General features: G+C 59.0%; 18 protein-coding genes, 1 tRNA gene and 1 other RNA gene. 4 read left to right on the forward strand and 16 right to left on the reverse strand.

Annotation, left to right across the window (positions count from 1 at the left end; translation table 11 throughout):
- Positions 1–374 precede the first annotated feature (374 nt).
- The 11 genes from ACZM8Y_RS09670 to glmU all read right to left on the reverse strand — a co-directional run bounded on the left by ACZM8Y_RS09670 (position 375) and on the right by glmU (position 12,798).
- On the reverse strand, positions 375–1,157 hold the full coding sequence (locus tag ACZM8Y_RS09670) for a prephenate dehydrogenase/arogenate dehydrogenase family protein (protein ID WP_479860086.1): 783 nt from the start codon (positions 1,155–1,157) through the stop codon (positions 375–377).
- Entirely contained in the window at positions 1,154–2,479 is a 1,326-nt protein-coding gene (gene aroA / locus ACZM8Y_RS09675) for a 3-phosphoshikimate 1-carboxyvinyltransferase (RefSeq protein WP_482333495.1), read from the reverse strand. The genes ACZM8Y_RS09670 and aroA overlap by 4 nt, the downstream gene beginning before the upstream one ends.
- A gap of 311 nt (positions 2,480–2,790) precedes the next feature.
- Complete coding sequence (locus ACZM8Y_RS09680) at positions 2,791–4,041, reverse strand: LL-diaminopimelate aminotransferase (RefSeq protein ID WP_302553635.1); 1,251 nt, start codon at positions 4,039–4,041, stop codon at positions 2,791–2,793.
- Positions 4,042–4,534: 493 nt separating this feature from the next.
- On the reverse strand, positions 4,535–5,377 hold the full coding sequence (gene dapF / locus ACZM8Y_RS09685; RefSeq protein ID WP_482333493.1) for a diaminopimelate epimerase: 843 nt from the start codon (positions 5,375–5,377) through the stop codon (positions 4,535–4,537).
- A 504-nt stretch (positions 5,378–5,881) separates the two neighbouring features.
- Entirely contained in the window at positions 5,882–8,071 is a 2,190-nt protein-coding gene (locus ACZM8Y_RS09690) for a glutamine synthetase III family protein (RefSeq protein ID WP_482333491.1), read from the reverse strand.
- 617 nt (positions 8,072–8,688) lie between these two features.
- Positions 8,689–10,248: a ribonuclease Y gene (rny, locus tag ACZM8Y_RS09695; protein WP_302553640.1), complete on the reverse strand. Its 1,560-nt coding sequence runs from the start codon at positions 10,246–10,248 to the stop codon at positions 8,689–8,691.
- Between the two features lie 181 nt (positions 10,249–10,429).
- Positions 10,430–10,612, reverse strand: a non-coding RNA gene (ssrS, locus tag ACZM8Y_RS09700) — 6S RNA.
- A gap of 13 nt (positions 10,613–10,625) precedes the next feature.
- Positions 10,626–10,889 (reverse strand): cell division protein ZapA, encoded by a 264-nt coding sequence (zapA, locus tag ACZM8Y_RS09705; RefSeq protein ID WP_302553641.1) that lies wholly within the window; start codon positions 10,887–10,889, stop codon positions 10,626–10,628.
- 15 nt (positions 10,890–10,904) lie between these two features.
- A complete protein-coding gene (locus ACZM8Y_RS09710) occupies positions 10,905–11,129 on the reverse strand; it encodes a cell division protein ZapB (RefSeq protein ID WP_005028353.1) in 225 nt (74 codons plus the stop codon).
- 9 nt (positions 11,130–11,138) lie between these two features.
- Complete coding sequence (locus ACZM8Y_RS09715; RefSeq protein ID WP_489501717.1) at positions 11,139–11,279, reverse strand: hypothetical protein; 141 nt, start codon at positions 11,277–11,279, stop codon at positions 11,139–11,141.
- 142 nt (positions 11,280–11,421) lie between these two features.
- A complete protein-coding gene (glmU, locus tag ACZM8Y_RS09720; protein WP_482333497.1) occupies positions 11,422–12,798 on the reverse strand; it encodes a bifunctional UDP-N-acetylglucosamine diphosphorylase/glucosamine-1-phosphate N-acetyltransferase GlmU in 1,377 nt (458 codons plus the stop codon).
- Positions 12,799–13,188: 390 nt separating this feature from the next.
- Between glmU and queC the strand changes: the two genes are divergently transcribed.
- Together queC and queE are read left to right on the forward strand one after the other, a co-directional pair.
- Complete coding sequence (gene queC / locus ACZM8Y_RS09725; protein ID WP_302553646.1) at positions 13,189–13,908, forward strand: 7-cyano-7-deazaguanine synthase QueC; 720 nt, start codon at positions 13,189–13,191, stop codon at positions 13,906–13,908.
- 877 nt (positions 13,909–14,785) lie between these two features.
- The gene (gene queE, locus ACZM8Y_RS09730; RefSeq protein WP_479859726.1) at positions 14,786–15,427 is read left to right on the forward strand and encodes a 7-carboxy-7-deazaguanine synthase; all 642 of its coding nucleotides are present in this window, start codon (positions 14,786–14,788) and stop codon (positions 15,425–15,427) included.
- A gap of 909 nt (positions 15,428–16,336) precedes the next feature.
- Here queE and ACZM8Y_RS09735 read toward each other — a convergent pair.
- The 4 genes from ACZM8Y_RS09735 to ACZM8Y_RS09750 form a co-directional block, all read right to left on the reverse strand.
- Entirely contained in the window at positions 16,337–16,690 is a 354-nt protein-coding gene (locus ACZM8Y_RS09735; RefSeq protein WP_302552888.1) for a DMT family protein, read from the reverse strand.
- Between the two features lie 446 nt (positions 16,691–17,136).
- Positions 17,137–19,074, reverse strand: a complete 1,938-nt coding sequence (locus ACZM8Y_RS09740) for an LTA synthase family protein (protein ID WP_482334313.1) — start codon at positions 19,072–19,074, stop codon at positions 17,137–17,139.
- Between the two features lie 91 nt (positions 19,075–19,165).
- Positions 19,166–19,879: a phosphatase PAP2 family protein gene (locus tag ACZM8Y_RS09745; RefSeq protein WP_482334311.1), complete on the reverse strand. Its 714-nt coding sequence runs from the start codon at positions 19,877–19,879 to the stop codon at positions 19,166–19,168.
- A 1,061-nt stretch (positions 19,880–20,940) separates the two neighbouring features.
- Positions 20,941–22,557, reverse strand: coding sequence for a bifunctional metallophosphatase/5'-nucleotidase (locus tag ACZM8Y_RS09750; RefSeq protein WP_482334309.1), 1,617 nt, complete (start codon positions 22,555–22,557; stop codon positions 20,941–20,943).
- A gap of 209 nt (positions 22,558–22,766) precedes the next feature.
- On the opposite strand from ACZM8Y_RS09750, the gene ACZM8Y_RS09755 reads away from it, so the two are divergent.
- Positions 22,767–23,558: an exodeoxyribonuclease III gene (locus ACZM8Y_RS09755; RefSeq protein ID WP_308771795.1), complete on the forward strand. Its 792-nt coding sequence runs from the start codon at positions 22,767–22,769 to the stop codon at positions 23,556–23,558.
- A 784-nt stretch (positions 23,559–24,342) separates the two neighbouring features.
- Here the strand turns inward: ACZM8Y_RS09755 and ACZM8Y_RS09760 are convergent.
- Positions 24,343–24,418: transfer RNA gene (locus ACZM8Y_RS09760), tRNA-His, on the reverse strand.
- Between the two features lie 311 nt (positions 24,419–24,729).
- On the opposite strand from ACZM8Y_RS09760, the gene murA reads away from it, so the two are divergent.
- Complete coding sequence (murA, locus tag ACZM8Y_RS09765) at positions 24,730–25,980, forward strand: UDP-N-acetylglucosamine 1-carboxyvinyltransferase (protein WP_302552893.1); 1,251 nt, start codon at positions 24,730–24,732, stop codon at positions 25,978–25,980.
- Positions 25,981–26,149: the final 169 nt, after the last annotated feature.

Here is a 26,149-nt window from a genome sequence, read left to right on the forward strand (position 1 = left end):
GCGGCTTTCATCTCCACAGCACGGTGAAAATAGGGCCTTTTTCTCCAGTTTTCCCCTTGGCGAAACCTATGGCTAAGGCATTTTGCTGGTTATTCCTTTGAAACTTCAAGGAAAAAAGCATCAACCATTTCCTATGACACAGCTTTTTTCAAATCATACATAATTTCAATAAATTAAAAACACTCAAAGGCCAATCCCTTCCCAATGATACGCCAGACAAAGATAAGCCTCCAAACCTCCCCCAACCGGACAAGAGGGATTCGATAAAGCCAAAAGTCTTGGGAGGGGAAAGGGGGAGGTTTGGAGGGGGGAAGGGGAAGCCCTTCTCCAGAAGGGTTCCCCTTCCCCCCTCCCATTTCCCCCCCCCAGCACCCTTAACGCGCTTCCCTCCACCACCACTGGGCGCGCTGAACCAGCACGTTGACATCACCGCCCGCGGCGACGTTGAGGAACGAACGATACTGGCGGATGGACTCCTGACTCATGGGGTTGGCTTCAAAAAGCCACTCGAACAAGGGGGCGTCCTCGGTAAGGAGCTTGCGCGAGGCCTCCAGACGCCGCCTGAAGGAAGGCGTTATGAAAGGCAACAACTCCTCGTGCTCGGCAAGCGTCGCAAAATACGCCAGACTGGAAATGAAATTCAGCCCCTGAATCGACGCGGCGGCACTGTCATGGGCCTCGGCGGTCGAACGGAAGGCCGAGCACCCCATGTCTTTAAAAAGCCCCTCCACAAGGCCGATATGCGCCTCCGTCGCCGCAGCGCCCGGCGTAATGCAGACGCGGAGGTCGGACGGCTGCGGCTTTGGGCCGAAAAGCGGATGCGTACCCACTACCGGCCCGGCGTAGGCCCGCTCCATCTGGCCCAAAGGCTGCATCTTGACGGAAGTGATGTCCGCAAGGATCTGCCGACCGTCCAGATGCGGCACGAGATGCGGCAATACTTCAGCCATAACCCCGGCGGGGATGCACAGGAAAACGGCGTCCGCACCGGGCAGGGCCTCGGCGAAAACCTCATCGGTCAGCGGCAGATCCACCCCCGCCACCTTATGCCCCGCCGCGCTCCAGCGCGCGGACAGCAAAGCCCCCATCCGGCCCCGGCAGCCGACGATGACCAGACGCCGGGGCGTAAAACCACTTTCAGCCGTGTTGCCGCTCATGCCCGCACCTGTCCCCAGCATTCCCAAAAATTCGGGAACGATTTGCTCACGCAAGACGGATCGTCCAGCGTCAGACGCCCTCCCCGCAGTTCCAGCAGGGCCAAACTCATGGCGATACGGTGATCGCCGTGTGCCGAAAACGCAATGCCGTCAAGCGAATGCAGGCGCGACGCCAAAGCGGGATCGCCGTGTATGGTCAGGCCGTCGTCGTGCTCCTCGCACCGGATGCCCACCTTGGACAATTCCTGAGCCGGAACCGCGATACGGTCGCACTCCTTGATGCGCAGGTGCGCCGCGTTCCAGAGGCGGGTCGGGCCTGAAGCGTGCGCCGCCACCACAGCCACCGTGGGAACCAGATCCGGGCAGCGGCTCATATCCGCCACCACGCCGCGCAGATCCGAAGGGTGGACGGTCACCGCATCCGGCTCAATGTCGATCCGCGCGCCCATATCGCGGAGGATGTCCAGCATCACGCGATCGCCCTGCAACGAATCCGCCCGCAGCCCTTCAATGCGTACGGGGCGGGGCCCGATGGCTCCGGCGGCAAGCAGGTAGGACGCGCCCGACCAGTCGCCTTCCACGGCATAGCGCCCGGCGCGGTACATGGCCGGAACCATGCGGAAACGGACATTCCCCGGCTCGGCCTGCTCCAGCGTATGCCAGTCGACGGTGCTCCACGCGCCGCCTTCCTTCCGTTCCACGGTAAACGGCACGCCGAAATTTTCCAGCGCCTGAAGAGTCAGGCCGACATAGGGCCAAGAAACGACCTTGCTGCCGCCGATATTGACGGTCAGGGGAGCACGCGCCAGCGGAGCCGCCAGCAGCACACCCGAAAGGTACTGGCTCGACTCGTCCATGCCGATACCTACTTCGCCGCCGTCCAGCCCGCGCGTTTTCAGGACGAAAGGCGGGAACCCCGGCTTCCCCTCGAAGGTGAAGGATACGCCGAACGTCTCCAGAGCGGCGGTCAGTTCCCCAATGGGCCGTTCGTGCATGCGGGGCGCGCCGTGGATGCGGAAACGCCCCATCCCGGCGGCGAGCACGGCGGTCAGCAGCCGGCAGGTCGTGCCGGATTCGTGCACGTCGCAGGACAGCGGATCCACCGAGCCGCCGTGCGGCTGCCCGCCCACGCCGGAAATCGCATATTCGCCCTCCCCTGTGCGGACGATGCCCGCCCCGGCCCCCTTGAGGATCGCCATCGTGCGTTCCAAATCCTTGCTTTCGAGCACGCGGCTCACCACGGAATCCCCCTGAGCGAGGGCCGCGCCCATAACCATGCGATGCGATACCGACTTTGACGCCGGGGCCTGTACTGTGATCATCACTCCAACCCGCTTGCTGCTGATGAAAAAACAAAAAGGGCCGCGAACACTCCGTTCGCGGCCCCCCATCAACGCTTGTCCTGATTCTACACCGTCAGACGCACGCCTCAACGCCGCTTCTGCCCCTAAAGTAATAGTAATAGCAAAGACCCCAGTTCATGGGGGCTCCACTCAGGGAAAGGGCGGCATTCAACGAAAACATCTGTCGGTTCCTTTGTGTAAAAAACGTGGGATTCACCCTAAGACCAACGCGGCGGGAATGTCAAGTTCCGGTTCCGCGACAGTGGGAAGCCCCCAGAGATTTCTTTTTCCTATATCTTCCACTCTGACCAGTGCCCGGCATCGGCGATGCGCCGCATGGCCTTCCGGGTGTTCTCATGGGAGCCGAACGCCGTAAGTCGGAAATAGCCTTCACCGCTTGGGCCGAACCCCACGCCGGGAGTCCCCACTATGCCGAAACGGTTCAAAAGCGCCTCAAAAAAACGCCACGAATCCATGCCGCCCGGCGTCTTCAGCCAGATGTACGGAGCGTTCACGCCGCCATAAACATCCAGCCCCGCCGCCTCCAGCCCGCTGCGGATGGCCGAGGCGTTTTCCATGTAATAGCCCACATTGTCGCGCACATCCCGCCGCCCTTCGGGTGAATAGACGGCTTCGGCGGCGCGCTGCACGATGTAGGGGCAACCGTTGTACTTGGTCGTCTGGCGGCGGTTCCACAGCGGCTTGAGGGGCAGCATCCGGCCATCGGCGGCGCGCGCCTTTACGGTTTCGGGAACCACCACATACCCGCAGCGCAGCCCGGTAAACCCTGCGGGCTTGGAGAAACTGCGGAACTCCACGGCCACCTCTTTGGCTCCCTCTAACTCATAAATGCTGTGGGGGATGCCGTCTTCCCGAATATATGCCTCATACGCCGCATCGAACAGGATAACGCACTGATTGCCGCGTGCGTAGTCAACCCAGCGTTGCAGCTCGGAACGGCTCAAGGCCGTGCCTGTGGGGTTGTTCGGCAGGCACAGGTAGATGACGTCGGGCCGCTTCGGAGGCAGGGCCGGAACAAAACCGTTTTCAGCCGAGCAGGGCAGATAGACGATGCCCGACCAAGCCCCCTTTCCATCAAATGTCCCCGCGCGGCCTCCCATCACATTGGAATCCACATACACCGGGTATACGGGGTCGGTCACGGCGATGACATTCCCGCGCCCGAACAATTCCTGAAAATTGCCGAGATCACACTTCGCCCCGTCGCTGACGAAAATGTCATCGGGATCGATCTCCACGCCGCGGGACGCAAAATCCCCTTGCGCGATGGCCTCGCGCAGAAAACGGTAACCTTGTTCCGGCCCGTAGCCGCGGAACCCCTCCACGGTCGCCTGCTCATCCACGGCCTTATGCAGCGCCTTGATGACGGACGGCGGCAGAGGACGGGTCACGTCACCGATCCCAAGGCGGATAAGCTCCACTTCCGGGTGGTTTTCCTTAAACGCATTCACCTTGTGCGCGATGTCGGCAAAAAGATAGCTGCCCGGCAGCTTGAGATACTCATCGTTGATCTGTGCCATTTGGTATTCTCCTGAATAAGCTAAAGGCTGTGCCATAGGAAATGGTTGATGCTTTTTTCCTTGAAGTCCCGAAGGGATAAGCGGCAAGGCTCTGGCATAGTACATGGTTGCTTCGTTTTAGCAATATACTGAAAATACATACTTTTTATCAAGTTTTCCCGCTGGTGGGCTCTGTGGTTGGGGGATTTTATTGGTTATTTCTTTGGAATGTTAAGGAAATAAAGCATCAACCGTTTTCTATGACACAGCCACCGACAAAAGGCCTTAGCCACGGGGTCCGCCAAGGGGAAAACCGGATGAAAAGGCTTTCACCGCGCTGCGGAGATGAAACAACCGCATGCTGTGACAGAGCCAAACGAAAAAACTTCCGTAAAGAACATCCCCGCCAAAGCCCCCGCCTCCCCAAAAACACGAAAGCCTTTGGAGAAGGGCGGGGGGAGGTTTGGAGGGGGAGAAGCCTTTCTTCAGAAAGGTTCTTCCCCCTCCAATGGCTCTAGCCCAGCCATTCCCCTGTAAACACCGTCACCGCGCCGCCGGTCATGAAGACATGGTTGGTGGCCTCATCCCATTCGATGTCGAGCTCACCGCCAAGGAGCTCCATGCGCACCTTGCGCTCGGTATTGCCGGTCAGTACGGCGGCGACCACGGACGCGCACGCCCCCGTGCCGCAGGCAAGGGTTTCGCCCGCGCCGCGCTCCCAAACCCGCATCTTCAAGTGATGCCTATCGACGACCTCCACGAACTCGGTGTTCGTGCGCCGGGGAAACAAGGGGTGATGCTCAAACTGCGGCCCGATGCCGGGCAAATCCAACTTGTCGATGCCATGCATGAAAACGACGGCGTGGGGATTGCCCATCGAAACCGCCGTGACGTTCCAGACGCGGCCCTGTACCCGCAGAGGCCGGTTAATGAAATCCTCGCCGGGCCCGCCTACCGGAATATCCTTGGGGGCGAGGCGGGGTTCCCCCATATCCACCGTCACCGCTTCCACTTTTCCGCCGGAGACATGAAGCCGGAGCGTCAAAACGCCCGCCAGCGTCTCGATGCGGACCCGTTCCTTATCCGTATGCCCGTTGTCGTAGACGTACTTGCCTACGCAGCGGATGCCGTTGCCGCACATCTCGGCCTCCGAGCCGTCCGCATTGAACATCCGCATCCGAAAATCCGCCTCGCCGGGATCGGAGGGAGGGCAAATGAGAATGAGCCCGTCGCTGCCTACGCCAAAGTGCCGATCGCTGATGCGGCGGGCCAGCGCTTCCGGGCTTGGAATGGGCGCCTTGAGCGCATCCATATACACGTAATCGTTTCCGGCAGCCTGCATCTTGGTAAACCGCATTGTCTTTTCCCCTATCGTTGAAAACCGCCCCCAGCGCCGTTCCACAGAAAAAACGGGCGGGGCCTCCAACAGGCGCATAACGGGCGCCCTCCTCACCTCAACGGAACAACCATATGGAACAGTTTGAAATCGGAGCGCATCCCCCTTCGGCGGATGAACCTTTCCGGAAACCGAAGTCCGATATGTGACTTGCTTTTTTCGTCCAGTACGGGTATTCAAACCCTGTCCTGAAAATGTTTCAGGGTGGGAGTAGAGAGGCAGTCTTTTTCTTCGGAAAGAGGCTGCCTCTCTCGTTTCCGGCGGCTGGGCCGGAAAAAGGGAAGCCCTTCCCGGAAAGGCTTCCCTCTCTCCCGTTCCCTCCGGCAAAGCGACATACTGCACACGGAGCCGCCACCGGAGAACAGGGCGCCATACCCAAACAGGCCCCAGCGGGATATTTTCAGCAAGCGGCGGGACAGCCCCTCCGCCAGCCCCGGAAAGCGGAGAAGCGCCCTTCCCTGAAGCCTAGTGGAGCCACAGCAGTTCGGCGTAGCTCGGCAGCGGCCAGTCATGGCTGGAGCACAGGCATTCCAGCGCATCGGCATGGCTGCGGCACGCATTCATGGCCGGAAGCACGGTGTCACGGGCGTAGGCGGCGCGTGCCAGCGCCGTGCCGCCGAAATCGGCGTTGACGGCGGCTTCAAGGGTGTCCAGAGCGGACATCAGGCCGCACACCTGCTCGCGTACCCGTACAAAATACGCCTTTTCCTCCGCCGCATCGTCCACAAGGGCCGCTGCGGACGAAGCCGCTTTCGCCAAACGGGTCTGATACGCCAAGGCGACGGGCAGGATGCGGGTGCGTCCAAGCTTCAATGCGGTATGCCCTTCGATTGATACGCTGTGCGTGTAGCTCTCCAGCAAAATTTCCTGCCGGGACAACATTTCCCTTGGGCTCAGGACGCCGTGGCGTTCAAAAACAGCCATCACATCCTTGTCGCTGTAGTGGGCAAGGGCCGCCACGGTGTCCTTGAGGTTCGGCAGCCCGCGCTTTTCAGCCTCGGCAAGCCACTCGTCGCTGTACCCGTTGCCGTCGAATACGATGGGCATGTGCTCGGCGAACAGCTTGGCGAGCAGGCCCTGAATGGCGGCGTTGAGCGGCGTCCCTTGGGCAAGCTCGGCTTCCAGCATGGAGGCGATGTCGTCCAGCGCGCAGGCCATAGCCGCATTCAGGGCAATATTTGCCGTGGCGATGTTTTGGGAGGAGCCGAGGGCGCGGAATTCAAACTTGTTGCCGGTGAACGCGAACGGGCTGGTCCGGTTGCGGTCGGACAGATCGCGCGGGATGTTCGGCAACACGGAAACGCCTATCTGGAGCGGTTCCGAGCAGCCTCCGGCGGCCTCTTTCCCGTAGGCGATGGCACGGATGATCGCGGAGAGGCTGTCCCCAAGATACACGGACAACACGGCGGGCGGCGCTTCGTTGGCGCCCAGGCGGTGATCGTTGCTGGCCCCGATGATGCCGAGGCGCAGGTTGATGCCGTGCTTGTGCACGGCGCGCAGGACGGCGGCGAGGAAGATGAGGAACTGGGCGTTCTTCATCGGGGTTTCGCCGGGATTCAGCAGGTTGTGGCCGTCGGAATCGCACAGCGACCAGTTGTTGTGCTTGCCCGATCCGTTGACGCCCGCGAACGGCTTTTCGTGCAGCAGGCAAACGTAGCCATGCCTCCGGGCCGTGCGGCGCATCACTTCCATCGTCAGCATGTTGTGGTCCGTGGCGATGTTCACATCCTCGTACACGGGAGCGATCTCAAACTGGCCGGGAGCCACTTCGTTGTGGCGGGTGTGCGCAGGGATGCCGAGCGCGAAAAGGCGCTGCTCCACATCCTGCATGTAGGCCAGAACCCGGCTGGGGATGCTGCCGAAGTAGTGATCCTCCATTTCCTGCCCCTTGGCGGGCTTTGCGCCGTAAAGGGTGCGCCCGCACATCATGAGGTCGGGCCGCTGGACATAGAGACGCCGATCGACAAGGAAATATTCCTGCTCGGAACCCACCATCGCCTGAACGCCGGTAGCCGTCGTATTGCCGAGCAGACGGAGGATGCGCAGGGCCTGTGCGGAAACGGCCTCCACAGAGCGCATCAGCGGGGTTTTGCGGTCAAGGGCCTCACCCGTGTAGGAATAGAACACCGTGGGGATGTACAGCGTCTTGCGCCCGTACTCGTCGCCAAGCAGGAATACCGGCGAGGTAGGATCCCACGCCGTGTAGCCGCGGGCCTCAAACGTCGAACGGATGCCGCCGGACGGGAAGGAAGAAGCGTCCGGCTCACCCTTGATGAGCATTTTCCCGGAAAACTCGCCGAACACCTGCCCGTCCGCCGTGGGAGACAGAAAGGCGTCGTGCTTTTCAGCGGTCAGCCCGGTCATTGGCTGGAACCAGTGGGTGTAATGCGTAGCGCCATGTTCGAGAGCCCAATCCTTCATGGCCCCGGCGATGATGTCGGCATCGGCAGGATCAAGCGGGGTGCGGTGGGTCATGGTCCGCATGAGGCGGTCATACACCTCGCGCGGGAGCCGTTGGCGCATGACGCGCGTGTTGAAGACATCGCAGCCATACCCGCTGGCAAGAGCCTTGCCCTGTTCCGAAGCCGGAAGGGGTGCGACAGGCTGGGCGGTGGAAATATGATCAAGGGCTGTTTCACGGACGGTGGAACTCATGAACTCACTCCTCGAATAAGGTTGATGCCCGGATAAAAGCAAAATCGGGGCCAACATCCTCAAAGTGCGGGCGGAATCCATGCCACTCAATCAATATACTGAAACTACAAGATTATTTTATACACATCCTGAAACAGGATTCCGTTTGCCCCTCCCCTAGAAAATGAGAAGCAAGGCGCTCATGAAAGATCCTACCTTTATGTAGAATTTATTTATTTCTTTGATTTCATAGATTTTTTATCCTAACCCCTTCCTCCTGTCCGCCAGAGTCCACTCCTTGAACGCCCAATCAAATGAAATTCCGTGGGGTTTTCACAAAAAAGACCTTTTTGTAGGAAATGCCCATCAATCTACATTTTTGTAGATTAATGCCATTGTGCCAGTGCAAAGCATGCCGCCCCTACGGAGAGGCAACGCGCGGGCACAACCCGCCCGGCATACCAACCATAAAAGGAGAGGATGGAACCTTTTCGCCTAAGCCCTGTAAAAAGGTTCCCTTTTACAGGGGTTAGGTGAAGAGGACGCGCCATTTGGAGGCGGCTCCCGCCAATATCCTTGCGGCACAAAAAAAGGAGGGAACCGAAGTTCCCTCCCGTGAAAGGCATGATGGGCAATGGCTATTTCGCGTAGCCGACGGCCCGGCGCTCACGGATGACCGTAACGCGGATCTGTCCGGGATAGGTGAGGTTTTCCTCAATTTTTCCGGTAATGCCCTTACAGAGCATGTACGTCTGATCGTCGTCCACGTTTTCGGAATTGACCATGACGCGGATTTCGCGCCCGGCTTGGATGGCGTACGCTTTGGATACGCCGTCGAATTCGGAAGCGATGTTTTCCAAGTCCTCAAGGCGCTTGACGTAGCTTTCCAAGAGTTCCTTGCGCGCGCCGGGACGGGCCCCGGAAAGGGAGTCTGCGGCCTGCACCAGCACGGCCAGCGCGGTTTCAGGACGCTGATCCTCATGGTGCGCGGCGATGGCGTGCAGGATTTCCTTGCTTTCATTGTATTTTTTAGCAAGATCCGCACCGATGAGCGCGTGCGGGCCTTCGACCTCGTGGTCGACGGCCTTGCCGATGTCGTGCAGCAGACCGGCGCGCTTGGCTTTCTTGATGTCCATGCCGAGCTCGGCGGCCATCATGCCGCACAGGGCGGAAACTTCCAGCGAATGCTGGAGCACGTTCTGCGTGAAGCTGGTACGGTAGCGGAGCTGGCCCAGAAAGCGGACGAGTTCGGGATGGATGCCGTGCACGCCCGCGTCAAACGTGGCCTGTTCGCCCACTTCGCGGATCTGCACTTCAAGCTCCTGCTCGCATTTGTGGACGACATCCTCAATGCGGGCCGGATGGATGCGCCCGTCCTGAATGAGGCGCTCAAGGGCCATCTTGGCGACTTGGCGGCGCAGGGGGCTGTATGCGGACAGGATGACCGTTTCGGGGGTGTCGTCGATGATGAGATCAACGCCGGTAGCCGCTTCCAAAGCGCGGATATTGCGCCCTTCACGGCCGATGATGCGGCCCTTCATGTCTTCGCTGGGCAGGGTCACGGCGGTGACGGTGTGTTCGCCCACATAATCGCCCGCATAGCGCTGAATGGAACAGGCGATGATTTCCTTCGCCTTGCGGTCTGCGGTTTCGCGGGCTTCGGCCTCAATGAGGCGCATCATCTTGGCGGCCTCGTGGCGGGTGCGGGACTCGATTTCCGCAAAAAGCCGCTGCCGGGCCTCCTCAGCGGTCAGGCCGGAGACTTCCTGCAGACGGTGTTCCTGCTCGTCGATGCGTTCGTTGAGCGTTTCCTCAAGCTCGGCAAGCTTCCGCTCCTTTTTGGCGAGATCCTTTTCGACGCTCAGGAGTTCGTGTTCTTTTTCGGTCGCTTTTTCAAGCTTTTCCTCAAGCCGCTCTCCCTGCTCCTGAAGCTTGCGGTCACGGGCCTTCAGCTCGCGCTCGCGTTCCTTGAACTCGTGCTCAAGTTCGCGCTTCTGGTTGAACAGCTCGTCCTGCCCCTGAAGGAGGATTTCCTTCTTCTGCGCCTGGGCTTCCTTGCGGGATTCTTCGACTATGCGGGTCGCCAACTCGGTAGCGTCGCCAATCCGCTTGGCATTGAGGTGCTTATTGAGATAAAAGCCTACGCCCCCGCTGACGCATATCGCCGCAAGGACGCTCAAGGCGGTAAAAAGTTCCATAAATCCCCTCCCTTTATAGTGTCGGGCCGAAGCCCGTTTATGCGATGTCACGAAGCTGCCGGCAAACAGCATCGTCCAGGACATGGGGAGGACATTCTGATGGGAAAAGAGGAAGACAACACGATCCGCACAATGGAAAAGACGGATCTGTATAAGCGGCGTCCCAGAACAGAACACCAGAAATGACCCCAGAGCGCCGTGTCAGAATACCGGTGCGGAACCTGGTCTCCCAGGGGGGTGCCTTGGACAGATCTTCAGACTTCCCGACACGTCGGGCATGCACACCAATCTCTCGCTCGGCTCCCAATTTCTTAAGCTTGTGAGGTCAGCACCAATAGGCGGATCACGAACGCTCCAGGGAACATTTTGCCAACAAATTAATCCGTTTTCTCTATAAGCTCCAGCAAGTTGGCGAGGCGGGTCTCCACTCCGTCAAGCTGCTGCTGTGTTTGCAACAAGTCGTCTGCAACTCCCAAAACCAGAAGCGTCAGCAGTTTTTCCCTGCCGAACTGCCCTCCTTGGTTTTTCAATCTCTCATACTGCTTCTCAACGAAGGCCTGAGCCCGCTCGACACGGGCGGAATCGGCATTCGTGCGGAAGGAAATGTCCATGCCGAGGACATTGAGCTGAAAGCTGTGCATACGGGTATCGGTCGGTTACGCTTCGGCCGTAAACTCGCGAATTGTCGAGAGCAACGTGTCGATGCGGCCGTTAATCTCTTCCTTGGTGTGCTGCTCCTGCTCCAAAGACTCCTTCAGAGTCTTGTTCTCCTCGTCGAGAGCGTTTACTTTTTCCTGCAAGGTCTTGTTTTCCTCGCGAAGGGTATCAATCTGGCCGAGAAGCTCAACCACGCGGGTTTCCAAGAGATCAAAAAGTTCCATGCGAAGACTCTACTCTTTTTGCCGTTTCATGGCAAGATTGAGGGTGAGAAGAAAAGGGTACGATACAGTTTTCGCAAAAGCGGCCGCTGTGCCGACGGCAGCGCCGGAGGCCGCCTTTTCGGGAATACGCGCATCAAATCCGTTTGTCATAATCCGGAGATGTTCTTTTAGTAACGGAATATCCACAGTTCTTCAAGACGCTGGAAGCCTTGTTCCCGCATTACCCGCCGAATGCCGCTCCCCTGAGCGGCATCTCCCGGCGCAATCCTCTGATATAACCCCTGAAACGCACCTATTTGCGGCGCATATTCGTCTGCTTTCCGCGCGCGACGGCCAGATTGCCGTCCGGCACGTCCTTCGTGATGACCGACCCCGCGCCCACGAGCGCCTCAGCGCCCACGGTGACCGGGGCCACCAACGCGGTGTTGCTGCCGATGAACGCGTGCTCGCCGATGACGGTTTTATGTTTATTCACGCCGTCATAGTTGCAGGTAATCGTCCCCGCCCCGATGTTCGCCCGCGCGCCGACCTCAGCATCCCCCAAATAGGTCAGGTGGTTGGCCTTGGCCCCTTCACAGAGGCGCGCCTTCTTCATCTCCACGAAATTGCCCATATGCGCGCCGCGTTCCATCACCGCACCGGGGCGGAGCCGCGCATACGGCCCCACGAGGCAGTCCGGCCCGACTTCGGCGTGATCCATGTGCGAGAAGGAATGCACCACCGCGCCGCTTTCCACGCGGCTGTCTCGGATCACGCAGTGCGATTCGATGACTACGCCTGAGGCGATGTGCGTATGCCCGTACAATTCACAGGGGCCGAACAGTTCCGCGCCCGGCTCCACGGTCACATACGGCCCCATGCGGATCATCTCCGGGCCGTGCATGACCACGCCGGCCGCCAGCCGTTCCCCCACGATGGCGCGCCGCCGCAGTTCCTCGGATGCCGCCAGTTCCGCAGGGTTGTTGATCCCCAGCAAATTCGGGTCGCTGCCGCAGGACAGCCCGCGTACCGACATGCCTTCGGCTACGGCCATGCCCACAAGGTCGGTGATGTAATATTCGCCGCTTTTGTTCTCGTTGCCGAGCTTCGGGACAAGGTTTTCCACGGCTTCAAGGTTCAGCATGTAGATCCCGGCGTTGATCTCGCCGGTCGGCTCCCCGTGGACGGCGACATCAAAATCCTTCGCTTCCACGATGGCACGCAACTCCCCGTTCTGGCGGACGATACGGCCATACGCGCCGGGGTTTTCCAGCGTCAGCGTCGCCACGGAGACATCCGCGCCTTCCGCATAGAACATAAAGTCGCGCAGCGTATCCGTCGTAATCAGCGGGGTATCCCCGTTGACCACAAGCACTTTCCTCATGCCCGCCCGTTTCAGTTCCGGCAGGGCGACCATCAGGGCGTGCCCGGTGCCGAGCTGCTCCTTCTGCTCCACGAAACGCAGCTCGCGGCCCGCGAACGCCGCCCGCACCATATCCGCCTCATGCCCGATGACGGCCCATACCGCCTCTCCGAACAGGGGCCGCAAGGCTTCCGCCACATGCCCAAGCAGGGGTTCGCCCAAAATGGTGTGCAGCACCTTGGGCTTTTTGGAGTGCATACGGGTGCCCTTGCCCGCCGCAAGGATCAGGGCGCAGCAGGAAGAGGAAAACGCGCTGGAATCGGACATCATATCACCTCATGCGTATCTTTCGCTCCGGGACGCCCCCGGCGCGGCATCGTCTCAAATGTTCCCGCCACGCGGACGGAGGGCGTCCATACGGCGGCATGGCCTTACAGTACGCTACAACTCATACGCTTTACAAGCTCCCGCTCCCTGCGTTAGAGCAAGTGGCCTTTGGAACATTCTGGAAGAATTGGGAAAGGAAACTTTTTCAAGAAAAGCGTTTCCCTCCCGCAAGCCTGTCAAACGCGCCCCTCCCTTCCCCAAGCCATCCGCGTTTACCGCCCCCTGCCCGCAGCGTTCCCCTCAAAGCGGGCCCGTTTGGAAGGGCGCGCCGTTCAAAGGCCCTTTTTCCAACACCAGCCAAGGCTCAACGACGCCTTTTCAGGACAGCATATGACCAGCAATACCGATTCTTCGGCCCTTGTCATTTTTTCCGGCGGGCAGGACTCCGCAACCTGCCTCGGATGGGCCCTCAACCGTTTCGAGCACGTCTTTACGGTCGGTTTCGACTACGGGCAGCGGCATCATGTGGAAATGGAATGCCGCCGGAACGTACTGGAGGCCGTCCGCTCGGACGCCTCCCTGCCCGCATCGTGGGCCGGCAGGCTCGGCGGGGATACCCTGCTCAGCCTCGGCCTGTTCAACCAGATCGGCGAGACGGCCATGACCAGCGATATGGAAATCGCATTCAATGAGCAGGGCATCCCCAATACGTTCGTGCCGGGCCGCAACCTCGTATTCCTCACCGCCGCCGCTGCGCTGGCGTGGCGCAAGGGCATCCGGCATCTGGTGATGGGCGTCTGCGAAACCGATTTCTCCGGCTATCCCGACTGCCGCGACGATACGATCAAGGCCATGCAGGTGGCGCTCAACCTCGGCATGGACGCCCGTTTCGTCGTGCATACCCCCCTGATGTGGCTGGACAAGGCCCGCACATGGACACTCGCCGAGCAGGAAGGCGGCGCGCCTTTTGTGGAGTGCGTCCGCACCGTGACGCACACCTGCTACATCGGGGATCGCGGCGAGCTGCACCCGTGGGGCTACGGCTGCGGCGAGTGCCCCGCCTGCAAGCTGCGCGAGCACGGGTGGAAAGGGTATGTGGAAGGGAAGTAAGTGAATCGAGGAAGGGAATCGGGGAGGGGAAGGGCACCCTTTTGAAAAAGGGCTGCCCTTCCCCTCCCCGAACCCCTCCCCTTCCCTCCTAAAACTTTTGTAATGGAGGCCGGGCGGATATGGCGCCCGTGCCTTTAATAAAGGCTGTGTTATAGAAAATGGTTGATGCTTTTTTCCTTGAAGATCCAAAAGGATAACCGGCAAAACGCCTTATCGGCGGATCCAGCCAAGGGGAAAACCGGAGAAAAAGGCTGTATTTTCACCGCACTGTGGAGATGAAACAACCATAAACTATAACAGAGCCTTTAATAAAAGGCTGTGCCATAGGAAACGGTTGATGTTTTATCCTTGAAACTCCAAAGAAATAACTGATGCAATGCCCCAATCATGGGCCCATTAGAGGGAAAATCGAGAAAAAGTCCATACTTTTAGTATAGTAAAAATAAAAACAACCATATTCTGTGACAGATCCTAATAAAATTGGCTTTGTCACAGAATATGGTTGTGATATTTACAATATATTGAATACAGCGTTTTTTCATACCGCTTTCATTGAAAAGATCATAACTGGGGCGGTTCATTCGCTGAATGGGATTTCAAGAAGCAAATATCAACCATTTACTATGATACCGTCATACAGTTAAGGGCCCTGCATAGCAGGCGGCTGTTTTATCTTCACAGCATGTTAAAAATACAGCCTTTTTTCCAGTTTCCCATTGGCGGAATCCACGGCTAAGGCAGTTTATCGGTTATTCCTTTGGAACTTCAAAAAAGCATCAGCCGTTTTCTATGACACAGCCAAATAACATTGGTTCATGATTCATTTGCTTGAAATCGGCAATAAAAATACCATCTTCATATAACAAAGCAGGAAAACATGGCATATCGGGTCAAGGAAATCTTCTATACGTTACAAGGCGAGGGCGTACAGGCCGGGCGACCGGCGGTATTTTGCCGCTTTTCCGGGTGCAACCTCTGGTCGGGCCGCCCCGAAGATCGGGGTACGGCGAAATGCCGGTTCTGCGACACGGATTTCGTCGGTGCGGACGCCGGGGTTTTCGCCACGGCTGAAGAGCTGGCGCAAACCATCGCCGCCACCTTTCCGGCACTTCCACCCCAAGCCTACGGCGGGCGCAAGCCCTACGTCGTGTTCACGGGCGGCGAACCGGCCTTACAGCTCACCAGTGAACTTATCGAACGTCTGCATGTGCTTGGTTTTGAGCTTGGCGTGGAGAGCAACGGCACCCTGCCCCTCCCCGATGGGCTGGACTGGATCACCGTCAGCCCCAAAGGTTCCAACCCGTTGGCTACGACTTCCGGCCATGAGCTGAAGCTTGTCTGGCCGCAGCAGGGGTGCTCGCCTGAAGATTTCGAGGAGTTGGATTTCCGGCATTTCCTACTCCAACCATGCGACGACCCGCGCAACAAGGCCAACACCCGTGAGTGCATCGCCTACTGTCTCCAGCATCCCCGCTGGAGCCTCGGTTTGCAGACCCACAAGTGGGTTGGAGTGAGATAGGGAATTGGAGGGGGAGGGAGGCCCTTTCTGGAGAAAGGGCCTCCCTCCCCCTCCAAGCCTCCCCCTCCCACCCCAAAGACTTTTGTATGCGGGCCTCAGCCTGATGCCCCATGCAGGAACGGGTCGCACTTTTTCGGGTATCCCGCAGGCGCAGATGCGTTGCCGATGCCTCTGTAAGACGGGTTATACGAAAAGGAACCCACCGGCATAGCCGATGGTTCTTCATGTACACCTTAAGGCTCTGTTACCAGCAGCGCCCTAACAGGCCATAGCGAATCTGGCATCGGCATTTCTGTTACTTGCGGCCCGTAAACGGGCTGTCTGGGTAGGGAAGGCAAAACTGCGTACCCAGTTTATCCTTCATTATGGCAAGAAATCGTGGCTGTACCATAGAAAACGGTCACTGCTTTTTCCCTTGAAAGTCCAAAGGAATAACCGGAAGGCTGTGTTTAAGTTTACGGTTGCTGATTTTTTCAATGAAAATCATGAATAGATAAAAGCTCGTTTCACGTCTGGTGATGTGGGCCTCTCTCATTTTTTGTTCATTACATGAAATCCAGTTTTGAAGAATTGTTGCGAGACCTCCAGATAATCTCCAAAGAGCTCCCTTTCCAGTTGGAATCTTGTATCAACCACAAACTTAAACACAGCCAACCGGAAAAATGCCTTGACCATGAATTCAGCCAAGGGGAAAACTGGAGAAAAAGGCTGTATTCTTCACTGTGTTGTGAAATAAAACAACCACATGCTATGACAGAACCCAAATCGTTATGTTATTTTGTGCAGCGGTAGGCAAGGAACCCCTTTTTGCACCGGCCCATCAGCAAATCCCTTCAGAAATTCAATGGAACCAATGCGGTGAGGCGGCATCAACCACATAAGATAACAGGGTATTGCGAAAAAAGGATGCTACCACTTTTTAAAAATAAAAAAGGCCGCGAGAATAATCAGGCTGAACCCGACAAAATGGTTCCAGCGGAGGGATTCGCCGAGATACAGGGTGGAAAAGAAGGCGAAAACGGATAGGGAAATGATTTCCTGAATGGCCTTGAGTTCCGCCGCGCTGAAATAGCCGTAGCCGACGCGGTTGGCGGGAACCTGCAACAGATATTCAAAAAACGCTATGCCCCAACTGATCACAATGGCGGCGAGCAGCGGCAGCGCCTTGTAGCGCAGATGCCCGTACCACGCGAACGTCATGAACACATTGGAAAGAATCAATAAAACGATGGTCGCTACCGGAACCGGGACAGGGAGATTCATGCTGTCATTCCTCTTCACAAAAAGTTCCGGCACTGTACTCGCCCAACCGCCGTCATGCAATACTTCCCAGCCCTATTCCCACGCGTTACACCGAAACACCTTGTTTTCAACCATCAGCGATCCGGCCTTCCCTCTCGCACACATGGGGAAAGGCTTCCACGCTTTGAAAGGCATGGCCAAAAACCTTCAACACTATCCGTCTTCCACACGCACACCTGCGCGGGACCTCACCGTCGAGTGCACTTTTCGTGAAGTCCCATGAATCCACACGCACACCTGCGCGGCATTTCAACCAACACCATACAACGGAACTCCCGACGCGCCGCCTCCCCACCAGTCGAAAGTTTTAGGGGGATGGGGGTGGGGTTTGGGGAGGGGGAAGGGGCCCTTTTCCAAAAGGGGCCCTTCCCCCTCCCCAATCTCCCTCACCTCTCCACTCCTCCCCCTCACTCCTCCTTCAAAAATTCCCGCCAGCGGGCGGAATGCTGATAATAGCTGATGCCCTCGTCAAGCACCTGCTGTAACGAGGCGTCGGGGGCCTTTACCCTGTCCTGCGGCTTTGCGGCCGCGGCGGAACCGATCTGCCGCCCGTCACGGTAAAAATGCACCCCGCGGACGGGCCGCATGATCACCGTCTCGTTGCCTTTGACGTAGGCCAGCTTCTGATAATTGCTCAGGAACAGGCGGGACACATAGCCGGGATCGAGCGCATTCATGCCGTAGAATTGGCCCGTGTACTTGAAATGGAGCAGGGAAAGCAGCGTCGGCACGGCGTCGATCTGGCTGATCGGCTGATCGCGGCGTTCCGGCTTGATGAACTTCGGCGCGTGGATGATAAGCGGAATGTGATGGTTCCCCTGCTTGATCTCCTCGCGCCCGGAACTGCTCGCCCCGTGATCCGCCACAAACACGAACACGGTATCGTCAAACCACGGATGCTTGCGGGCCTCTTCCATGAACCTGCCGATGGAGTAATCCGCATACATGACCCCGCCGCTGCGTCCCGACTTGGATGGAATTGGAATTTTTCCATCGGGATAGGTGTATGGGCGGTGGTTTGAAGTCGTCAGCACGAAGTTGAAGAACGGCTTGCCCGCCGCATGGGAAGCGTCCGCCTCCTTGATCGCGCGGGCAAAAAGGTTCTCGTCGCACACGCCCCAGATATTCGAGAACGTGATCTCTTCCGGCTGCATCACCGTCCGATCCACCACGGTGAACCCGTTCCCGGCGAAATAGGCGTTCATGTTGTCGAAATAGCCGTAGCCGCCGTAAATCCATTTGGTGTCATACCCGCGCTCACGGAACACGCTCCAGATGCCGCGCAGGTTGTCGTTGCCCTGCAGCCGCACGATGGGCATGCCCGGCAGGGGCGGGCGCGCCAGCGTGAGCGCTTCGATGCCCCGGACGGTACGGGTTCCCGTCGAATAGACATGGCTGAAATAGAGCGACTCGGAAGCCAGCTTTTCCAGCTCCGGAGTCAGCTTTTTCCCATCATCGCGGAATTCGCTGAAAAATTCCGAACCCATGCTCTCCATGAGCACAATGATCACATTCGCCCGGATTTCCTTTTCATGCGGCGTCACCTCATAGGCCAGCGACGCGGGATCGCCCACCCGACGGGCATCCGAGGCCATCAAAGGGGCCAGCGTCGCCACGGTATCCGCATCAGGGCGCATCAGGTAAAAGTCGTTGTAGGAAAGCTCGTTGGAAAAAAACGCATGGAACAGGCTGTACAGCCCGTCCTTGGACAGCTCGGTAAGATACCGATCGCCGGTATCTTCAGATATATCCATAAAGTTGACCACATTGAGCGAGCACGCGCACAAGATGAGCAGGGCCGCGGCGGTAAAACGCATGGGGAGCCGCGGCGCGGTACGCGCCGTGGAAAGCCAGCGCCGGGCCAACAGCGTAATGACTCCCGCCGCCACGGTGATCCCGCCCAAAAACAAGGCTACGGGATAGGACTGCCTGATGTTCCCGATCACTTCATTCGTATAGACAAGATAGTCCACCGCCACGAAATTGAAGCGGGAAGTGAATTCGTCCCAGAACAACAGCTCCGCGACTTCCTCAAACAAATTCCCCGCCGTGAACAGGAAGAAAAAGGCGATGGAAAGCCGCCTGTCCCACCGTCCGCCGTGCCGCTTCCGGGGCAGGATCAGCAGATACGCCAGCATGGGCAGGATTGAGAAAAGGCAGGAAACCATCGTCGTCCCCACCCAGACCGGGAAGGAAACCAGAAGGCCTTTCAGCGACAAATGCAGGTTGGAGGATTCCCGCAGGGCCAGTATGGAAAGCTCCATAAGCTCCGCGAAAAAGTATATGCCTATGAAGGGAAGCAGCCGCCGCACAAGGTAGCGGACGGCATCCAGAAACGCATGCATGATGGAGCCTCTCTTAAAGGAAAGTATCCTGTTCGGAGAGTGCGTTGTGGCATATGAACTGTTACGATTCCATGACAACCGTGGGAGAAGGTCAGGACAAATATTTATACTTAAACCTGTTAAGAGAAAAACTACGCAGCGCCCATGTGACAAGCAGGATGATCATCCATGCGCCGATCATTGTGAACAGCGTATGCGAGAGGAAATGCTGCCCCCGCAGCATCTGGTAGAATCCCATGCACCAGCCCGCGGCAAGCCCGGCCCCCAGGCCGGCCCACCGTGCCCGACGCGACCGGAAGCAAAAGAACAGCATCATGAGCGCAAAACCGCCCGAAGCGTGCCCCGCCGGGAAGCACCTGCCGGGGGAACGGCCTTCATTGGCGGGGTTCCGGCATTCCAGCACGCCCTGATGGACATATTCGCCCCCGAACGCCTCGATCTGCTTGGGGCAATAGACATTGGTGAACTGTTTTGCGCCGCCGAGCAGCATCGGGACAAGGGACAGGCTGAGGAGCAGCAACAGACACCCCCTGCGGCATTCCGGCGGCAGGTTCCACCGTGCGCCGCCAAGCACCCCGGCGATGCAGGCTATTCCGAGAGCCACCAGCAGGATTTTAGGGCCATCATAAAAAAACCACGTCAGCCGGGCGTGGAGCGCGTTGGATACCATCCATTCATGCGTGGCGGAATCGAACCACAGGCGTTGGGCCGCCATATCCCAATCGGTATAGGATTCCATCAGCGCCACCAGCACGAGGAGCAGCGCCCCAAGGGAAAGCTGGGCGGCGATCATGCGTTTCGTCATGTGCCGAGAACCTCTTCTGACAGAGCGATACGCTTGATATACGGCGTGATTGTGACGATTTCGTGGCGGTGCGCCAAAGGGGAGGCCGAAAGGCCGGGCAAAGCCGAAAAACAGGATGCACACCGCCCGCTTTCGGCGGAAGGAGCCGCTGGCGGGTGGCCGATGCAAGGGAGCGTAGAGAGAGAGAGAGAGAGAGAGAGAGAGAGAGAGAAGGCTCTGTCATGGCATGCGGTCGTTTCATCTCCACAGTGCGGTGAACATACAGCCTTTTTCTCCAGTTTTCCCATTGGCGGGATATGCGGCTAAGGCATCTTGCTGGTTATTCCTTTGGGGCTTCAAAGAAGGCTGTGTTAAAGTTTCCGGCTGATACGGCAATCAGAGGTCGTTCATCTGCCCCTGTTTCAGCGGAACATTCTCTGCCGTGGAGACGGCCGCACTTCCAGCGCGGTGAAAGGCTCCCTCCGGCAACGGCTGACGGCGCTTCGTCTCGCGCGGCTTTGCCGCTCTCGACGGCGCTTCGCGAGACATTTCGCCGCTCCTCACCCCCTTCATGCCGCATTGCCATGCGGCGGGGGACGTCTTCAAAGTTCGCTGACGCTCGCGCCTCCGGCGGTTAAAGGAGCGTACTTCTCTTTATCAACCGTAAACTTGAACAGAGCCTCAAAGAAAAAGGCTCTGTCAGGGTATCAGGTTGTTTTGTTTCAGCAGGATGCTGAAAATAGAGGCTTTTTCCCCAATTTTTCCGCTGACGGGCTCCATAATCGGAGCATTTTATCGGTTATTCCTTTGGAATTTCAGGAAATAAAGCATCAGCCGCTTCCTATGGCACAGCCAAGAAAAAAGTATCAACCATTTTTATGACACAACCCCGAAAAGGAAGACGGGCTGTACCGGGAGACATTCGCCCTTTCGATGACTTTCTAAAAAATTCATTTTGCATTTCAGACAGTTGAAATGCAGCTTTCATTGCAAAAGCGAATGCCTCCGTATCGGGAGGAGGGCCGTCCGGCGGATGTCCCCCAAAGGCCCTCTCCCCGGCGGGAATACCGTTTCCCGTTTCGTCAACGGAGAACCTGAATCCGTCCTCCGGGGCCGACCTCCACGGGGGCCTTGGCGATATAGTCGCGCAGGCATTCGCTATGGGCGCGGCCCGTGTACTGCCATCGTATTTTCTTGAAGGCGGCGAAACCGTCACCACCCTCAGCCACATAGTCCACCGTGACGACGCGGTATACCGCTTCCGGGCGCAGAGGTTCCCAGCCGCCCGCCTTTGTGCGGACGGACACGGCGGAAACGCGCTGTCCCGCCGGTTTCGCGGGTTCCACCGAATACGTGAGCCCCGCGACCTGAAGAAACCGCCCCGCCCCGCTTTCGTAACCGGACGCCCCATGTTCAAGCGCTTCAGCCAGTTGTTTTCCGGTCAGGTCGCCGACAACAAGGGTGTTGTCGAACGGCATGGCCGTCAGCAGGTCGCCCATCGTGACCACGCCGGTATGCAGGGGGGAACGCACGGATCCGCCCACGGACAAGGCGATGGACGCGCCGCTATCCCGTGCCCCCCAGAGCAGGGAATCCACAAGGACGTCGCCGGACAAACATTCCTGCACGCGGCAGAGACGGGCATCTTCCTCAAGGTCAACCTGCCTCCCGCCCGTGTCCCCGGCAAGCAGAATTTTGCCTACGGGCTGTCCGATGAGCGACCGCAGCCGGGCGGCATAGCCCTCCAGCCGGGCGGAAAGCTCCGCATCGGGCGGAACGGCGACGTTCCGGCCATCCAGAACAATGGGTTCGCCGCTCCAGCGCCGTGCAACGCCCGCGTCGTTGAAATCCACCGTAATATGCCCAAGCAGCTTGCAGGAGGACGCCGCCGTCACGATCAGTACGGGCTCCCCGGACGGGGAGCGCTTCACAATGGGGTACGGCCCGGCGGCCTTGGGGTCCGTATTGGAAAGCAGGGAATGCGTATGCCCGCCGACGAACACATCGACGCCCTCCACCCGTTCCGCAAGGGCGCAGTCGGCGTCCAGCCCCAGATGGGTCAGTGCGATAATGATGTCCACCCCCTGCGCCCGGAGCGACGCGGCCGCTTCGCGCAAGGCCGTTTCCGCCGGGCTGAACCGGGCTTCCTTACAGGGGGAGGCAAGGGAAGGCGTTTCCTCGTTGGCCAGCCCCACAATGCCGATCTTGCGGCCTTGGCGTTCCACGACAATCCACGGGCGCGTGAGCGGCCTGCCCCCGGATACGGGCGGAAGCGTCAGGTTGGCGGCCAGCACGGGAACGCGCGTCCGCTCCGCAAAACGCCTGAACTCGCCGCAGCCGTCATCGAACTCATGGTTCCCCGGCGTGAAGGCCGTATAGCCCAAGGCGTCAAGCATCTCCGCCGCCACGTCACCCTTGAACTGCGTATAGAACAGCGTCCCCTGAAATTCGTCCCCGGCATCAAGGAGCACCACATTCGGCTTTGCCGCGCGTACCGTATCCACGGCCTGCTTCAGGCGCACGCCGCCCCCGGCCCCGCCGGGGCACCGGGCCGCATAGCAGGCCGTCCCGTTTTCCGTCGTCCCGCCGTACATGGCATGGACATCGTTGGTATGCAGGATCGTCAGCTCAAACGCCTGTGATGGCGCCGCAAGGCACAGCAGGAGCAAAGCCGGCAACGGCAAGCGGATCTTCTTCATTCTTTTTTTCCTTGTTGTAGGCGGGCCCCGCCGGCGCGCAGCGCGTTTGACAATCGGCACGGGCAATGGAATCCTTCCGCGGAAAAGGCACGGGCGGGCTTTTCTGGAAGCGCCCGCAAGCCCGGCAACATCCCCGAATACGGGGGCGAAAGCCTGAGGCCGCCGGATCCGTGCCTACCGGTTCCCTTTCCTTTTGCCAAGAGAAAACTATGGATACCATTCGTCTCGTTTCATGGAACGTCAACGGGTTCCGCGCCCTGAGCGGCAAGCCCGACTGGGACTGGTTCGCCACCACCGACGCCGATGTGGTGGCGCTTCAGGAAACCAAGGCCGACCCCGCGCAGATCGCCGAAGAACACCGCAACCCCGAAGGCTGGAATGCCGAATGGCTGGCCTCAAAGGTCAAGAAGGGCTATTCGGGCGTCGCGGTCTTCTCGCGCCCAAAGGCCACCCTCGAACCGCTCGCCGTACACCGCGAGCTCCCCGATCCCCGTTATCAGGGGGAAGGCCGCCTTTTGCACATCGAATACCCTGCGTTCCATTTCTTCAATGTCTACTTTCCCAACGGGACCAAGGACGACGGGCGGCTGGCCTATAAAATGGGCTATTACGACGCGTTCCTTGCCCATGCCGAAGAGCTGCGCCGCACCAAGCCCATCGTGGTCTGCGGCGACTTCAACACGGCCCACCGCCCCATCGACCTCGCCCGGCCCAAGGCCAACGAGGAAAACTCCGGCTTCCTGCCCATCGAGCGCGCTTGGGTGGATTCCTTCATCGCCGCCGGGTATGTGGACACCTTCCGCCGCGTCCACGGCGACGAGCCGCACCAATATTCGTGGTGGTCTTACAAACAGCGCGCCCGCGTCAACAACGTCGGGTGGCGCATCGACTACTTTTTCGTTTCGGAGGAATTGGCCCCGGCCATCCGGGACGCGTGGATAGAAAACAACGTCTATGGTTCGGATCACTGCCCCGTGGGGCTGGAATTGGCCATAGCATAGCGCGCACGACGGAACCTCCGCATCATATGCGGGGATCAAAAACGATGCGCACGATAAAAAACGGAACACGGAGCCGCCGCGCCACCGGATAGGCAACGGGGCGGCGGCTTCCTCCCTTTTCGGGGAAGAACCGGAAGGCGCGGCGGGGGAAAGGAAACCCTGCCAGAGCAAAAGATTGCCATTTTATTCCATGTAGTTAAGATAGATGCTGCAAAAAGCATCTTCACCGTTGGGCCCACCAGCAAACGTCTTCAAAAAACGCAATGCAATCAACAGCGGCTGTTTTTTATTAGGATGCCTCCGGCGGCAATATGAAATGGCATCACCCCAATGCGCTATGACAGGGCCAAAACGGAATGCGGAGCCGCCGCGCCACCGGATAGGCAACGGGGCGGCGCTTCGTCCCTTTTCGGGGAAAAACCGGAAGGCACGGCGGGGGAAAGGAAGCCCTGCCAGAGCAAAAGATTGCCACTTCATTCCATGTAGTTAAGATAGATGCTGTAAAAAGCATCTTCACCGTTGGGCCCACCAGCAAACGCCTTCAAAAAACGCAATGCAATCAAGAGCGACTGCTTTTATAGGATGCCTCCGGCGGCAATATGAAATGGCATCAACCCAGTGCTCTATGACAGGGCCAAAACGGAACACGGAGCCGCCGCGCCACCGGGTAGGCAACGGGGCGGCGCTTCGTCCCTTTTCGGGGAAGAACCGGAAGGCACGGCGGGGGAAAGGATGGCAGAAATGAAAAAACCCTGCCGAAGCAGGGTCTTTCAAGACAAGTGAGTGGGGCGAATGATGGGACTTGAACCCACGGCCCTCTGGGCCACAACCAGATGCTCTGCCAACTGAGCTACATCCGCCACATGCAGCTGTGGTCTTTATATCAGAGCCACATTAACGTCAAGCCTTTCCGCAATATTTTTCCGATTTCCGCATTCCGGGGCATCCGGCGGGCCCGAATATGCTCCTTGACCAGCCAAGGAACCCGATAGTATCTTATATCCTTTCCCCAGCTTCCGCAAACGGATCGCGCCTGCGTCCCGTCCGGTAGCTTCGGCAAGCTGTACGGTTTGCGCCACAAGCGGATCGCGCCGCATCCGCCCCTGCGCGGGGCACCCTCCATCCAACCGGCAACACCCGGCTTTTCCGGGCCCACATACAGGGACAGTTCATGGACAAACTGATCATCGAAGGCGGCGTTCCGCTGACCGGCGTCGTGCATGTGAGCGGCTCCAAAAACGCAGCCCTCCCCATCCTCATGGGCAGCATCCTGCTCGACGAACCCGTAACCTACACCAATGTCCCGGATCTGCGGGATATCCGCACCACCTTCAAGCTCCTTGAGCTGCTCGGCTGTCCGAACGCCTTTGAAAACGGGCAGGTCACCGTGACCCCCGGCGCGCTCAACCCCGAAGCCCCCTATGAACTGGTCAAAACCATGCGCGCTTCGGTGCTCGTGCTCGGCCCGCTGCTGGCCCGGCTCGGCGAAGCCCGCGTAGCCATGCCCGGCGGCTGCGCCATCGGAGCACGGCCCGTAGATTTGCACCTGTCCGCCCTTGAAAAGATGGGGGCGCGGTTCGATCTTGAGGACGGGTACATCCTCGGCCGCTGCCGCAAGCTCAACGGCGCGCACATCCATTTCGACTTCCCCACCGTCGGCGGCACGGAAAACCTGCTCATGGCAGCCGCACTGGCCGATGGCGAAACCATCCTTGAAAACGCGGCCCGCGAGCCTGAAGTCGTCGATCTTGCCCGCTTCCTCATCGCCTGCGGCGCACGCATCGAAGGCCACGGCACCAGCGTCATCCGCATTCAGGGCGTCCCGCGCCTCGGAGGGTGCACCTACCGCATCATGCCCGACCGCATCGAGGCGGGAACCCTCCTCGCCGCCGCCGGGATCACCGACGGCGAACTGCTGCTCACGGACTGCCCCTTTGAGGAGCTTGACGCCGTGATTGCCAAAATGCGCCAGATGGGCATGGAAATCGAACCCACCGCCGACGGCGTGCTGGCCCGCCGCTCCTGCGCCCTGCGCGGGGTGGACGTGACCACGCAGCCATTCCCCGGCTTCCCGACGGACATGCAGGCGCAGATCATGGCCCTCATGTGCCTTTCCGAAGGTTCCGGGGTCATCAGCGAAACCATTTTTGAAAACCGGTTCATGCACGTTCAGGAACTCGTCCGCATGGGCGCGGATATCCGCCTTTCCGGGCACACCGCCGTCATACGCGGCGTCCAGCGCCTTACCGGGGCCCCGGTCATGGCCTCGGATCTCCGCGCCAGCGCCTCCCTCGTGCTCGCCGGGCTCGCCGCCAAGGGAACCACGACCGTACAGCGCATCTACCACCTCGACCGCGGCTATGAACGCATCGAAAACAAACTCAACGCCGTAGGCGCACGCATCCGCAGGGAAGCGGAGTAACGAAGAACATATTGGGGAGGGGAGAGGGAACCCTTCTGGAGAAGGGTTCCCTCTCCCCTCCCCAACCCCCTCCTCTCTCCCTCCCAAGACTTTCGACTGGTGGGAAGGTTGCGCGGCGGGAGTTCCCTTGTATGGCAGGGCGTACAGGCAAAAACTCCGCGCAATGACG

The sequence above is a fragment of the Bilophila sp. genome, assembly GCF_057864385.1.

Bases quoted from the DNA above. Each gene is read 5' to 3' on its own strand.
- ACZM8Y_RS09670 (WP_479860086.1), bottom strand. From the start codon at position 1,157: ATGAGCGGCAACACGGCTGAAAGTGGTTTTACGCCCCGGCGTCTGGTC.
- aroA (WP_482333495.1), bottom strand. From the start codon at position 2,479: ATGATCACAGTACAGGCCCCGGCGTCAAAGTCGGTATCGCATCGCATG.
- ACZM8Y_RS09680 (WP_302553635.1), bottom strand. From the start codon at position 4,041: ATGGCACAGATCAACGATGAGTATCTCAAGCTGCCGGGCAGCTATCTT.
- dapF (WP_482333493.1), bottom strand. From the start codon at position 5,377: ATGCGGTTTACCAAGATGCAGGCTGCCGGAAACGATTACGTGTATATG.
- ACZM8Y_RS09690 (WP_482333491.1), bottom strand. From the start codon at position 8,071: ATGAGTTCCACCGTCCGTGAAACAGCCCTTGATCATATTTCCACCGCC.
- rny (WP_302553640.1), bottom strand. From the start codon at position 10,248: ATGGAACTTTTTACCGCCTTGAGCGTCCTTGCGGCGATATGCGTCAGC.
- zapA (WP_302553641.1), bottom strand. From the start codon at position 10,889: ATGCACAGCTTTCAGCTCAATGTCCTCGGCATGGACATTTCCTTCCGC.
- ACZM8Y_RS09710 (WP_005028353.1), bottom strand. From the start codon at position 11,129: ATGGAACTTTTTGATCTCTTGGAAACCCGCGTGGTTGAGCTTCTCGGC.
- ACZM8Y_RS09715 (WP_489501717.1), bottom strand. From the start codon at position 11,279: ATGACAAACGGATTTGATGCGCGTATTCCCGAAAAGGCGGCCTCCGGC.
- glmU (WP_482333497.1), bottom strand. From the start codon at position 12,798: ATGTCCGATTCCAGCGCGTTTTCCTCTTCCTGCTGCGCCCTGATCCTT.
- queC (WP_302553646.1), top strand. From the start codon at position 13,189: ATGACCAGCAATACCGATTCTTCGGCCCTTGTCATTTTTTCCGGCGGG.
- queE (WP_479859726.1), top strand. From the start codon at position 14,786: ATGGCATATCGGGTCAAGGAAATCTTCTATACGTTACAAGGCGAGGGC.
- ACZM8Y_RS09735 (WP_302552888.1), bottom strand. From the start codon at position 16,690: ATGAATCTCCCTGTCCCGGTTCCGGTAGCGACCATCGTTTTATTGATT.
- ACZM8Y_RS09740 (WP_482334313.1), bottom strand. From the start codon at position 19,074: ATGCATGCGTTTCTGGATGCCGTCCGCTACCTTGTGCGGCGGCTGCTT.
- ACZM8Y_RS09745 (WP_482334311.1), bottom strand. From the start codon at position 19,879: ATGACGAAACGCATGATCGCCGCCCAGCTTTCCCTTGGGGCGCTGCTC.
- ACZM8Y_RS09750 (WP_482334309.1), bottom strand. From the start codon at position 22,557: ATGAAGAAGATCCGCTTGCCGTTGCCGGCTTTGCTCCTGCTGTGCCTT.
- ACZM8Y_RS09755 (WP_308771795.1), top strand. From the start codon at position 22,767: ATGGATACCATTCGTCTCGTTTCATGGAACGTCAACGGGTTCCGCGCC.
- murA (WP_302552893.1), top strand. From the start codon at position 24,730: ATGGACAAACTGATCATCGAAGGCGGCGTTCCGCTGACCGGCGTCGTG.